The sequence below is a fragment of the Kerstersia gyiorum genome (genome assembly GCF_048595715.1).
Taxonomy (GTDB): Bacteria; Pseudomonadota; Gammaproteobacteria; order Burkholderiales; family Burkholderiaceae_B; genus Kerstersia; species Kerstersia gyiorum.
This window is the reverse complement of record NZ_CP169556.1, coordinates 1,922,736-1,935,349: the sequence shown is the minus strand read 5'-3', so window position 1 is coordinate 1,935,349 and position 12,614 is coordinate 1,922,736. Positions and strand designations below refer to the sequence as shown.

12 protein-coding genes are annotated in these 12,614 nt (G+C 62.0%); 3 read left to right on the top strand and 9 right to left on the bottom strand.

The genetic code is table 11. The annotated features are described in order from the left end of the window. The first annotated feature begins 95 nt into the window (after positions 1–95). Positions 96–1,013: a DMT family transporter gene (locus ACEW7X_RS08560; protein WP_339137012.1), complete on the top strand. Its 918-nt coding sequence runs from the start codon at positions 96–98 to the stop codon at positions 1,011–1,013. Between the two features lie 67 nt (positions 1,014–1,080). Here ACEW7X_RS08560 and ACEW7X_RS08555 read toward each other — a convergent pair whose 3' ends face one another. From ACEW7X_RS08555 to ubiA, 8 genes are all read right to left on the bottom strand, one after another. Further along, the gene (locus ACEW7X_RS08555; protein WP_130487040.1) at positions 1,081–2,133 is read right to left on the bottom strand and encodes a hemin-degrading factor; all 1,053 of its coding nucleotides are present in this window, start codon (positions 2,131–2,133) and stop codon (positions 1,081–1,083) included. Between the two features lie 166 nt (positions 2,134–2,299). Continuing rightward, entirely contained in the window at positions 2,300–3,274 is a 975-nt protein-coding gene (gene epsC, locus ACEW7X_RS08550; protein WP_068372345.1) for a serine O-acetyltransferase EpsC, read from the bottom strand. 213 nt (positions 3,275–3,487) lie between these two features. Then, the gene (locus ACEW7X_RS08545) at positions 3,488–4,189 is read right to left on the bottom strand and encodes an ABC transporter ATP-binding protein (protein WP_068372348.1); all 702 of its coding nucleotides are present in this window, start codon (positions 4,187–4,189) and stop codon (positions 3,488–3,490) included. After that, entirely contained in the window at positions 4,189–4,956 is a 768-nt protein-coding gene (livG, locus tag ACEW7X_RS08540; protein ID WP_420177898.1) for a high-affinity branched-chain amino acid ABC transporter ATP-binding protein LivG, read from the bottom strand. Before livG ends, ACEW7X_RS08545 begins: the two co-directional genes overlap by 1 nt. Next, on the bottom strand, positions 4,953–6,176 hold the full coding sequence (locus tag ACEW7X_RS08535) for a high-affinity branched-chain amino acid ABC transporter permease LivM (protein ID WP_130487039.1): 1,224 nt from the start codon (positions 6,174–6,176) through the stop codon (positions 4,953–4,955). The genes livG and ACEW7X_RS08535 overlap by 4 nt, the downstream gene beginning before the upstream one ends. Further along, complete coding sequence (gene livH, locus ACEW7X_RS08530; RefSeq protein ID WP_420177897.1) at positions 6,176–7,099, bottom strand: high-affinity branched-chain amino acid ABC transporter permease LivH; 924 nt, start codon at positions 7,097–7,099, stop codon at positions 6,176–6,178. The genes ACEW7X_RS08535 and livH overlap by 1 nt, the downstream gene beginning before the upstream one ends. Positions 7,100–7,294: 195 nt before the next feature. Then, on the bottom strand, positions 7,295–8,122 hold the full coding sequence (gene proC, locus ACEW7X_RS08525) for a pyrroline-5-carboxylate reductase (protein ID WP_130487114.1): 828 nt from the start codon (positions 8,120–8,122) through the stop codon (positions 7,295–7,297). A 44-nt stretch (positions 8,123–8,166) separates the two neighbouring features. Continuing rightward, a complete protein-coding gene (ubiA, locus tag ACEW7X_RS08520) occupies positions 8,167–9,045 on the bottom strand; it encodes a 4-hydroxybenzoate octaprenyltransferase (RefSeq protein WP_068372571.1) in 879 nt (292 codons plus the stop codon). Positions 9,046–9,323: 278 nt separating this feature from the next. On the opposite strand from ubiA, the gene ACEW7X_RS08515 reads away from it, so the two are divergent. Next, complete coding sequence (locus tag ACEW7X_RS08515; RefSeq protein WP_130487037.1) at positions 9,324–10,283, top strand: NAD(P)H-dependent flavin oxidoreductase; 960 nt, start codon at positions 9,324–9,326, stop codon at positions 10,281–10,283. Positions 10,284–10,489: 206 nt separating this feature from the next. Here the strand turns inward: ACEW7X_RS08515 and ACEW7X_RS08510 are convergent, their stop codons facing one another. Continuing rightward, a complete protein-coding gene (locus ACEW7X_RS08510; protein WP_068372366.1) occupies positions 10,490–11,602 on the bottom strand; it encodes a high-affinity branched-chain amino acid ABC transporter substrate-binding protein in 1,113 nt (370 codons plus the stop codon). Between the two features lie 340 nt (positions 11,603–11,942). On the opposite strand from ACEW7X_RS08510, the gene ACEW7X_RS08505 reads away from it, so the two are divergent. Next, complete coding sequence (locus tag ACEW7X_RS08505; RefSeq protein WP_068372370.1) at positions 11,943–12,542, top strand: RBBP9/YdeN family alpha/beta hydrolase; 600 nt, start codon at positions 11,943–11,945, stop codon at positions 12,540–12,542. Positions 12,543–12,614: the final 72 nt, after the last annotated feature.

Genomic DNA, 12,614 nt, shown 5'->3' with positions numbered 1-12,614 from the left:
GGGATGGAATCAGTGGCGCTCATATCGAGTGGAAGTTGCGTCAATGGACATTAATTAGAGCCGATATTTCCAGCACGGCGCAATAAAATTGCGGCATGTCACGCTCACGCTATGCCTCGTTCCTGCCATTGCTGGCCATCCTCGGTTCCGTCGCCTGCCTCGCCATAGGCACGTCGTTCGCCAAGCGCCTGCTGTTTCCCCTGGTCGGGGCCCAGGGCACCACAGCCGTGCGCGTCGGGTTTGCCGCTTTGTTGCTGCTTTTGTTCTGGCGCCCCTGGCGTTGGCAGATCACGCGCCGCGATGCCCAGGCCATCGTGTTCTATGGCCTTGCGCTGGGTGCGATGAATCTTTGCTTCTACATGGCCTTGCGCACCATTCCCTTCGGCATTGCCGTGGCCATCGAGTTTTCCGGGCCCTTGTCCATCGCATTGCTGGCTTCGCGACGCCTGCAGGATTTTCTGTGGGTGGCATTGGCAGTGGGCGGGCTCTGGCTGTTGCTGCCGCTGGGCCATGATGTCAGCACGCTGGACACAACCGGGGTGATGTTTGCACTGGCCGCCGCCCTTTTCTGGGCCACCTATATTCTGTTCGGCAAACGCGTAGGCCACCTGCATGCCGGCTTATCCGTGCCATTCGGCCTGGCGGTCGCTACCCTGCTTGTTGTCCCGGTTGGCATTGCGCACGCTGGCAGCGCGCTGCTGTCACCATGGGTGCTGCTGGTCGGGCTGGGCGTGGCGCTGGTATCTAGCGCCATACCCATGATGCTGGAGATGGTTGCGCTCAAACGGCTGCCACCCCAGGCTTTCGGCATCATGATCAGCATGGAGCCCGCTGTCGCTGCGCTGCTGGCTTTGGTGCTGCTGGATGAATACCTGAGCCCCGCCCAATGGTTGGCCATCAGCATGATCATGGCGGCCTCCATGGGCAGCGCCTATTCCGCGCATCAGCAACGGCGCAAGCTGCCCCCGGCCGATCACATGGCGACGCCGCTACCGGCCGCGCCCGACAAATAAAAAACCTGGAAAGCCCGACAGGCCTTCCAGGTTCAGCCAGCAACCGCCCGAAGCGGGCGGACAACCATCAGGCAGCCAGGGGTTCAGGCGCCAGGGACACCAGCAAATCGCGCCAGGCGGCCAGCTCAGGCTTGCCTGGTTTGCGGGCGCCGAAGAACTGGGCAATGATCTCGCCGTTGTCGGCATAGAGCTCCAGTGAGGTCACCCAGCCGTCGCTGGTGGGCTTGTTGACGATCCATGCCGAGGCAATCGCCGAGGTCTTCAGGTGCAGGTTGAAGTCAGGGTCCAGCACGTTGTACCAGTCGCCCATGGCCTTCAGGTTTTTCACCGGACCGCTGTGGATCTGGATCATGCCATGGTTGCCAACGAAGCACATGATTTCCGTACCCGCTGCGGCCGAACCTTCCAGCACGCGTTGCAACGTGTCGGCCGGCACTTCCTGGGCCAGGTCCTTGCCCGCTGCACGCAGCGCGCCCAGGCGGCTGACCTTGAAGCGCTTGAGCAGCGGGAAGAATTCGTGCGTGTCCTTCATTGCCAGCCAGTCGGTGCGCAGGGCAGCGGGATCGCTCACGGTTTCCGGTTCCACCGGCTTTTCGATGGTGGAAATCGCAGGCCAGACCGGCTCGGCGGCGCGGAACTTGGCAACCAGTGCCTCATAGGCCTGAACGTCGCTTTGCGGCTGCAGGTAGACTTTATGCACGGCGACGCCGGCGCGGTCGAAGAACTGCAGGCTGCGCAACTCGCCCTGCTTGACGTCCCAGGCCGAAGCCCAGTCCTTGAAGAACACGCGCAGGTCAATGTCCGGTCCGAGCACCAGGCCAACCGGGCCTTCGGCCTTGACGTCCAGATAGCTGCCCTTGCGCTCGTGCACGCACCAATCGTTGCGCGTCAGCGCCATCACGCGGCCCAGGCTGCCCAGTTCACGGAACACATCCTGGGGACGTTCATAGGACAGCATGGTGCTTTCGACACCGCCTGCGCCCGCTGCCACCAGCTCGACTTCGGTCACGCCAAGTTCTGCCGCCATGTCGCGGGCGCGGAGTTGCGGACGCGCCTGCTTGAGTTCGTCGTAACGGGCGCGCAGAGCCTGCGCGCGAGAGGAAAAATCAGTATTGGTCATAGGATTTCCTGAAACAAACATGGCTGGGATGGCCCGGAATGTGCCTACCCCGGTCTAGCAATGGGCAAGCTGGCATGCCAGCCCTGCCCGTCAGATGGAATGGCAGCATTCTACCCAAGTAATCGTTGCCGGCGGCCCGATCACGGAAGGCCGGCAACATCAAGCCTCATTCCTTGCGCGCGTTTTCGGCTTCTGCGTTGATCGCGCTGGCTTGGGTAATGTTGCTGCCTGGCGGCACGCTGTGCGTCAGCCAGACATTGCCGCCGATGATGGACGCCCGCCCCACGGTAATGCGTCCCAGCACGGTCGCGCCGGCATAGACCACCACGTCGTCCTCGAGGATGGGATGGCGCGGCAGGCCTTTCTTCAGAGCGCCGTCCGGCGTTGCCGGGAAGCGTTTGGCACCCAGCGTAACCGTCTGGTAGAGCCGGACACGTTCACCGATGATCGTCGTTTCGCCGATGACCACGCCCGTGCCATGGTCGATGAAGAAGCTGCCGCCGATACGGGCACCGGGATGGATGTCTATACCGGTATCGGCATGGGCGATTTCGGCAATGATGCGGGCCACCAGAGGCGCATCCAGTACATAGAGCACATGTGCCAGGCGATGATGGATGATGGCCTTGACGCCAGGGTAACTCAGCAATACTTCGTCCACGCTGCGTGCGGCCGGGTCACCCTGGAACGCGGCGATGACATCGGTGTCTATCATGCGCCGCACATTCGGCAGGCTGGCCGCGAATTCACGCGCCACGTGATGGGCTCGGTGGGCGAGCTCTTCACAGGGTGCGTTGCGCTGCCGAGCCAGATAGCTCAACTCAAGAAAGACCTGGCGTTCCAGCTGGCGCATGGCATTGGCCAAGGTCAGTTGAACGTAGGCGTCCTCGTTGTCTTCATGCAGGTCCAACGGACCCAGGCGCATAGGGAACAAGGCGCCGCACAGCATGTTGACGATGCCGCGAATTTCTTCCACCGAGGGGAACTCACGCGCCCCGCCCGCTTCGCGCAGGCGTCCGCTACGGCTGCGCCAATCGCGGCGCGCATCGCGCAGGCTGGAAACGATGCCCTGCAAGTCCCAGCCCGATTCTTCCAGGCATGGCGATTGCCGGATTTCCTGTTTGTCAGTCGATACACTCATGGGTATATCGCACTCCCTTTCTGCCCTTCCGGCCATGCGGCCGTCGTGGTCGTGTTGGCCATGTCGGCCATGATTGAACATTACCCCTCCAGCCTAACCGGGCCGGACGGACAAAATACCCATCGTAATGACAAGCCTGCCCCGCAAGGGCTGAAACCCTGCCGCGGGCAAGGGCAAACACAGCGGAATCAGACTGGCCTGGCCACAGGCGCATCACGCGCCAAGATAGGCCTTGCGGACTTCGTCGTTGGCCAGCAGGTTCGCGCCAGTATCGGCCAGGACAATGCGCCCATTCTCCAGCACGTAGCCACGGTCGGCCACCTGCAGCGCCTTATTGGCATTCTGCTCGACCAGGAACACGGTAATGCCCTCATCCCGTATGGTACGAATAATGTCGAATATCTGCGCAATGATCAACGGCGCCAGGCCCAGCGTGGGCTCGTCGAGCAGCAACAGCCTGGGCCGCGACATCAGTGCCCGGCCGATCGCCAGCATCTGCTGCTCGCCGCCGGACATGGTCCCCGCGCGCTGGGAGGCCCGTTCTTTCAAGCGCGGGAAGAGTTTGAAAGCATGTTCTATGCCTTCAAGCATTTCATCGCGGTTCGAGAAGAACCCGCCCATTTTCAGGTTATCAAGCACCGTCAGGTCGGGAAACACCCGCCGGCCCTCCGGCGAAATCGCAATACCGCCCCGCATGATGCGATGCGTGGGTTCCTTGCTGATGTCCCGCCCTTCGAACAGCACCTTGCCCGATGTGGCCCGGGGCGTGCCGCAGATCGTCATCAGCAGCGTGGTCTTGCCGGCGCCGTTGCTGCCGATCAGGGTGACGATTTCCCCTTTGGCCACTTCCACGCTGACACCGTCCAGCGCCTGTATGGCACCGTAATGGGTATGAATATTTTCGAGCTTGAGCATTATTCCTCGCCCAGGTAAGCCTTGATGACGCGCGGATCGTTGCGCACTTCGTCGGGCAGGCCCGTGATGATGGGCTTGCCGTGTTCCATGACCAGAATCCGGTCGGATACGCCCATCACCAGCTTCATGTCGTGTTCGATCAGCAGCACCGCCACATTGAACTCACGCCGCAAGCGGTCCACCAGGCCTTGCAATTCCACCTTTTCCTGGGGATTCAGCCCCGCGGCAGGCTCGTCGAGCATCAGCAGGCGCGGCCGCGTAATCATGCAGCGAGCAATCTCCAGGCGGCGCTGATGGCCATAGGCCAGGTTGCCGGCTTCACGGTTGGCATACTGCAGCAAGCCCATGAATTCCAGCCAGTACACAGCACGTTCCTGCGCCTGCTGCTCGGCCCGGCGGTAGGATGGCAGCTTGAGCAGGCCGCGCAGCAAGCCGTTTTCAACCTGTGTATGCTGGGCCACCAGCAGGTTTTCCAGCACGGTCAGCTGCTTGAACAGGCGGACGTTCTGGAACGTGCGCACCAGCCCGTGGCGGGCCACCTTGTGGCTGGGCAGGCCAGCGATTTCCTGGCCCAGCATGCGCACGCTGCCGCCGGACGGCCGGTAGAAGCCGCCAACGCAATTGAATACAGTCGTCTTGCCGGCGCCGTTGGGGCCGATGATGGCGAAAACTTCGTCGTGCTGGACATCGAAGGCCACGGAATCCACGGCCAGCAGACCGCCAAAACGCATGCTCAGGTTCTGGACACTCAACAGGGGCGTGCTCATTTCTGCAACTCCACGTGCGGACGTTTCACCGGCAGCAGTCCCTGCGGGCGCCAGACCATCATCAGAACCATGACCAGACCGAACAGCAACATGCGGTACTCGGCGAACTCGCGGGCGATTTCCGGCAGGATGGTCAGGATGATGGCGGCCAGAATGACGCCGATCTGCGAGCCCATGCCACCCAGCACCACCACCGCGAGGATCAGCGCCGATTCAATGAAGGTGAAGGACTCGGGATTGACCATGCCCTGCCGCGCGGCATAGAAAGCACCGCCGAAACCGGCAAACGCCGCACCCAGCGTAAAGGCGGACAATTTGATACGGGTGGGGTTAAGGCCCAGCGAGCGGCAAGCGATCTCGTCTTCCCGCAGCGCTTCCCATGCGCGTCCCACCGGCATGCGCACCAGACGGTTGGACACATACAGGGTGATCAACGCCAGTACCAGCGCCATCAGGTACAGATAGATCATCATGTGCTGGGAATCGAAGTCCCAACCCATCATCTGGTGAAAGGTCTGTCCTTCGCCCTTGATGCGGCGCGCCATCTCGTAACCGAACACCGTAGGCTTGGGTATGCCGGAAATGCCGTCAGGGCCGCCAGTCAGCGTGGTCATGTTGACCAGCAATAGGCGGATGATTTCACCGAAGCCCAGGGTGACGATGGCAAGGTAATCGCCACGCAGGCGCAGCACCGGGAACCCGAGGACGAAACCGAACAGGGCCGCCATCACCCCGGACAGCGGCAGCGCTTCCCAGAAACCCCAGCCATAGAAGTGATACAGCAAGGCGTAGGTATAGGCGCCTACGGCATAGAAGCCGACGAAACCCAGGTCCAGCAGGCCGGCAAAGCCGACGACGATATTCAGCCCCAGGCCGAGCATGATATAGATCATGACGACGGTGCCGATATCCACCTGGCTGCGGTTGCCGAAGAATGGCCAGACGATGGCCAGGAGGATCAGCAGGATGCCCAGCCAGCGTTGGCCGTTGGCCGGCAACGCCGGCATGCTGGGCGTCTTGACGCCACCGAACAAGCGGCCCAGCAGCGGCTTGAACAGGTGGAAAACGAAGACGATGCCGCAGCCCAGCAATACCAGGTCCCATTGCGGGTCCAGCGTCATGGAGGAGCCCTGGCGCACCAGTTTCAGGCCAAAGACGGGCGTGATGATCACCGCCGTCATCAACGCCGCGATGATTGCGTTCTTGAAGGAGTTTGCCATCAGACTTTTTCCACTTCCGGTTTACCCAGCAGTCCGGTAGGCCGGAACAGCAGCACCAACACCAGCAGCCCGAAAGCCACGATGTCCTTGTATTGGGAGGACAGGAATGCCGCCGCGAAGGTTTCCGCCAGCCCCAGGACCACACCCCCCAGCATCGCGCCGGGGATGCTGCCTATGCCCCCCAGCACGGCAGCCGTAAAGGCCTTGATGCCGGCGATGAAGCCGATGTAGGGATTGAGCTTGCCGATGGTGATGGCGATCAGCACGCCGCCGACCGCAGCCAGCATGGCGCCAAGCACGAAGGTGAAGGAAATGACGCGATTGGTATCAATGCCCAGCAGATTGGCCATGCGCATGTCCTGAGAGCAGGCGCGCGACGCGCGGCCCATGCGCGAATGCCGGATGAACAGCGTGAGCCCCACCATCATCACCACCGTCACGAAGATGATCAGGATGCGGGAATACGGCAGCATGACGTCGAAGCCCGACAGATGGAACTGTAAACCGCCGGAAATCAACGACGGCACAGCCATGTCGCGTGAGCCCTGGCCCAGCGCCACCCAGTTCTGCAGAAAAATGGACATACCGATCGCGGAGATCAGGGCAACCAGGCGCGGGCCGCCGCGTACCGGCCGGTATGCGATGCGTTCGACCGCAAAACCGTAGGCGCCGGTGACCGCCACCGAGACGATGAGCATGATGGCGATGATCATGTACAGCGGCATGCCGGTCTGCGTGCCGATGGCCGTCAATGTGACCAGGCCGACATAGGCACCGATCATGTAGATTTCGCCATGGGCGAAATTGATCATGCCAATGATGCCGTAGACCATGGTATAGCCAATGGCGATCAATGCGTAGATCGCGCCCAGCGACAAGCCGTTGAACAGCTGCTGGACAATTTGTGGAAGAAGGTCGGACATAGGAAAACACTCAGCCTGCGCAAGCCATCCACGCCATGCGGCGGGCGGCTTGCGTGCGGGTGGAAACGGTTGAAGGCAACGCTGGCCGCGATGCCAAAACGGCAATTCTACATTCCCCTACTGCCGTTGCCGTCTTTCAGGACACAGCTGGGCAGCAGGTTTAGTAGAAACCCTTAAACAAACGTTCCTGAAGCGCTATGAGCCGGTGCCCTGGCTGAGTTCAGCGGCACGTCGGGCGGCAGCCTGCATCGCTTCGCCAACGATGGCCGCCCATTCGCGCTGCTCGAACACCTGCAGCGCGGCGGCAGTCGTGCCGCCAGGGGACGTCACTCGCTGGCGCAGGACAGCCGGGGATTCCGTGGAGTTTGCGGCCAGTTGTGCGGCCCCCAGCACGGTCTGGATCGCCAGCGTCTGCGCATCTGCCTGTGCCAGCCCCAATTGCTCGCCACCGGCGGTCAGGGCTTCGATCAGCAGGAAGATATATGCAGGACCGCTGCCCGACAGCGCCGTCACGGCATCAAGCTGCTCTTCGCGTTCGACCCAAGTGACCGTGCCCACTGCCGCCAGAATGGAAGCAGCCAGTTCGCGCTGTTCCTGCGGCACCTCGGCTGCGGCATACAGGCCCGAGGCACCCGCGCCGACCAGCGCCGGGGTATTGGGCATGCAGCGCACCAGGCGCGGCGATTCTGCGCCCGCCAGCCATTCCTCGAAACGCGCCAGCGTGATGCCGGCGGCGATGCTGATAACCAGCGTGCCTGGCGCCATCCACGGGCGGGTGGCCTGCACGACCTGGTCCATGACCTGCGGCTTGACGGCGTAGATCCAGACATTGCAGGCGCGCAGCGCCTCGTCCGCGCTGGCCGCTACCGTGCTGCCCTGCCCTTGCCAACGCGCCCGGATATCCTCATTGATATCGACGACATGTATGTTTCCCGCCGGACACAGCTTGCCCGACAGGCCTGCGCCCAGCGCAGCGGCCATATTCCCGCCGCCTATGAAGGCAATTCGCAAATCCTTAGACATCTCAGACACTCCCCCTCTCTCCTGCCCCCGGGCAGGTGCTGGTGTTATCCCAGCATGGTTTCCAGGAAAATCCCGGCAAAAACGGAAAAACCGAACCAGGTGTTATTGAGAAACGCACGGAAACATGCTGCGCGGTCCCGTTCGCGTATCCATAGCAAATGGCGCAGGGCGATGATGGCGGCAACGGCCAGCCCAACCCAGAACCAGCTTTGGTAGCCCTTCATGCCGCCAAAAACAGCCAGCAGCGACAGCGTCGCGGCATAGAAGAATGCCACCATCGTCACATCCCATGAGCCGAAGGTGACTGCCGAAGTCTTGAGCCCGAGCTTGATGTCGTCTTCACGGTCCACCATGGCATATTCGGTGTCGTACGCAATGGCCCAGCAGATGTTGGCGGCCAGCATGATCCAGGCTTCCAGCGGCAGTGCATTCTGGACCGCAGCGTAGCCCATCGGAATGCCGAAGCCGAAAGCAATGCCCAGATAGGCTTGCGGGATCGCAAAAAAGCGCTTCATCAGCGGATAAGTAATGGCCAGGAAGATAGCGGGCAGCGATAGCCACAGCGTCAGCTGGTTGAGCGGCAAGATCAGCAGCAGCGACACCAGCGCCAGCGCCGCCGCAACCAGCAGCGCTTCCTTGCCACTGATCTGGCCGGTCGTCAGGACGCGGGCCTGGGTCCGGTCTACGTGCCGATCGAAGTCGCGATCGAAATAGTCGTTGATCGCACACCCGGCCGAACGCATCAGCACTGTGCCTATGATGAAGACAATCAGGATGTACCAGGACGGCCAGCCGCCGGTCGCGGCCCAGAGCGCCCAGAGCGTGGGCCACAGCAGCAACAGTGAACCAATAGGCTTGTCCAGCCGCGTCAGGCGGGCATACAGTCCCAGGCGCTGGAAAAAATCAGGCTTCAAGGCTTCCATGGTCATCGAATCAAATCCCCTTCGGCACACCTCGGCCCGCATCGGTCAAACGCTGTCCGCTGCGGCCCGCATTGGCGAAGCGAACATTGTAGCGGCTGCCCGGCGATCGATCAGCGCGACAACAAATTGACGCGACGGCAGTCATGCCGACCCCGAGGGCAATCCCTGGCTTGCCCGGCTTCTTGCTTCATAATCGCTGGCAGGCCCCAGACCGGATGACAGGCCAGGCGCCGCCGCAACATAACGTGGCGCCCGGCCCATAACAAGGAGAGAGATAGATGTCCAAACTGCCCCGAATCCTCACGCAGTTGCGCCTGCCCGTGATTGCCTCGCCGATGTTCATCGTCAGCACGCCCAGTCTCGTCATCGCGCAATGCAAGGCCGGCATCGTCGGCTCCATGCCCGCGCTCAATGCCCGCCCGGCGGAACAGCTGGAAGATTGGCTGGCTGAGATCACCGAGAGCCTCGCGGCCCACAACCGGGCGCACCCGGACCGTCCAGCGGCCCCCTTCGCCATCAATCAGATCGTCCATCGCAGCAACCAGCGCCTGGAACACGATATGGCGCTGTGCGCCAAGTACAAAGTGCCGATCATCATTACTTCGCTCGGGGCACAGCCCGAGATCAACCAGGCTGCCCACGAATATGGCGGCATTGTGTTGCATGACGTCATCAACGACACCTTTGCCCGCAAGGCCATCGCCAAAGGCGCGGACGGCCTGATTGCAGTCGCCAGCGGTGCGGGCGGACATGCCGGCACCAAACATCCCTTCGCCCTGGTGCAGGAAATCCGCGCCTGGTTCGACGGGCCGCTGGCCTTGTCGGGCGCCATTGCCACCGGCAACGGCATTCTTGCCGCCCAGGCCATAGGCGCAGATTTCGCCTACATCGGGTCTGCCTTCATCGCCACGGAAGAAGCCCGTGCTTCGGCTGCCTACAAGCAGGCCATCGTGGACGGCAGCTCCGACGATATCGTCTATACCAACTTCTTTACCGGCATCCACGGCAACTATCTCAAGCCATCCATCGTGGCGGCCGGCCTGGACCCGGACAACCTGCCGGTCAGTGATCCGACGCAGATGAATTTCGGCGGGGACCGCGCCGCCAAGGCCTGGAAAGACATCTGGGGCTGCGGCCAAGGCATAGGCGCCGTCGGCCAGGTGCAAGCTGCCGCCGATTACATCGAGCAGCTGGCGCAGCAATACGCGGCGGCACGCCGCCGGCTGATGCTGGACTAGGCCCCCCACGCTTGTCCGGTTGCGGCCGGCTGCTGTCGGCCGCAACCGGACAAGAAAGAAACAAGCCCTGGCACCGCGAAAGGTGCCAGGGCTTTGGACGGACAAGCTGGGCGCCAGCCCGCCAAGGATGGCCATGGCTAGAAGCCACGCCTGCCACCAACCATCAGCCGGCGGCGCCTTGCCTGCCGGCTGGGTTGAACAGGGACTTACTGCACCAGTTTCTGGCTGCCATCCGCATGCCAGGAATAGACCGAGAACTTGAAGTCGTTCAGGTCGCCCTGCTTGTTCCAGGAAATTTCGCCAATGGGCGTCTTGAAGCTGTTGGCATGCAGGTATTCGGCGATCACTTCCGGGTCTTCGCTCTTCGTGGCATTGATCGCGTCGAACAGCACCTGCGTTGCCGCATAGGCCTGCAACTGGAAGGCGCCGCTGGCGTTGCGGCCCTTTTCCTTGAAGAGACGCACCACTTCCGCATTGGCAGGGTCAGAGCTGAAATCGGCCGGCAGGGTCAGCAGCATACCTTCGACCGCGGGACCGGCAATGGCGTTGATGTCAGGATTGCCTGCGCCTTCCGGGCCCATGAAGCGAGCTTTCAGGCCCTGCTCCGCCGCCTGGCGCAGCAACAGGCCCAGTTCGGGGTGGTAGCCGCCGAAATAGACGAAATCGACGCCGGCCGACTTCAGCTTGGTGATCACGGCGGAATAATCGGTGTCTCCGGCATTGATGCCTTCGAAGACAGCGACGTCGATACCGCCGGCCTTGACCGTATCGCGCACGGCCGTGGCGATGCCCTGGCCATAGGATTGCTTGTCGTGCAGCACGGCCACCTTGGCCGGCTTGAGGGTTTCCACAATGAACTTGCCAGCTGCCGGACCTTGCTGGTCGTCACGGCCAATGGTGCGGAAGATGAACTCGTAATCCTTGCCGTCGGTCAGCGCGGGCGCCGTGGCCGAGGGAGAAATCATCACTACGCCTTCGCTGTCATAGATATCCGCGGCAGCGATGGTTGCGCCCGAGCAGACATGACCGACGACGAAGCCGATACCGGCATTGACGACATTATTGGCTGCCACCGGGCCTTGCTTGGGCTCGCATGCATCGTCTATCACCTGCAGTTCCACCTGCTTGCCGTTGACGCCGCCCTTGGCATTGTATTGTTCGACAGCAGTGAAGACGCCTTCGCGCACCATATCGCCATACTGCGTCACGGCTCCGGTTACCGGGCCGACAACGGCGATTTTCAGCGTGTCCGCATTCGCGGCAGCCGCCAGGCCAAGCAGGGAGAACGCAATCGGGGCCAGTTTGAATACAGCTTTCATGTAACGGTTCCTCTTGTGACGCGATATAGATGCAATGAACGGAGCTGGCCGCCATCACGGAAAAGCTCGCCATGCGGCGTCCGGCCTTATTCCTTGAGCATACACGATGCAATACCCATGCGGGCGTCCGGCCTAACCCTAATACTGTCCCTTTCATGTGAATCAATGTTCACGCAGCACTGCTTTTCCTGCGGTGGAGAGGACCGGAGCATGCCTCACAACTGCCACAGAAAACCCACGGATTTAGCTATGCACAACCCGTCTTCATATTTCTTTGAAGAATATACAAAGGGCGAATTATTCGTTTGAGTTGCGTTCGCCGGCCTGCATCATGAGCGCCATGCGACTTCAGACCATCATCATCCCCGGCTGGCGCAACTCCGACGCCGGCCACTGGCAAAGCCTCTGGGAAAGCCGACTTTCGAACGTCGTGCGCTTGCAGCAGGAAGACTGGGACACGCCCTCACCGGCCGCCTGGGTGGATACGCTGGCGCGCGCCATCAGCGAGTCGCCGACGCCCGCGCTGCTGGTGGCCCATAGCCTGGGCTGCGTTACCGTGGCCCACCTGCCCGCCAGCCTGCAACGCCGTGTTGCAGGGGCGCTGCTGGTGGCGCCCGCCGACATCGAACGGCCCGGCGCTCATGAGGCCCTGCGCAGTTTCGGTCCGATCCCGTTGAACCCGCTGCCCTTTCAAAGCGTGGTAGTGGCCAGCGACAACGACCCGTATTGCGCGCTGGACCGCGCCCGGCTTTTCGCCGATGCCTGGGGCAGCCGCCTGAACATCCTTTCCGAGGCAGGCCATATCAACAGCGCCTCGGGGTTCGGTGCCTGGCCACAAGGCCTGAAGATCCTCACTGCGCTGCGGCGCCGCGCCAGTTGGCGCCTGGTACCGCCTGCGCCCCGCATTCCTCCGGTGCCGGAACGCACCGTCCGTACCTGAGCCACTTTTCCCGGCAATGGCCTTGGCAGTTACCCCTACCTGATTTTTTGAATCCGCCTTCCAGACAGGACA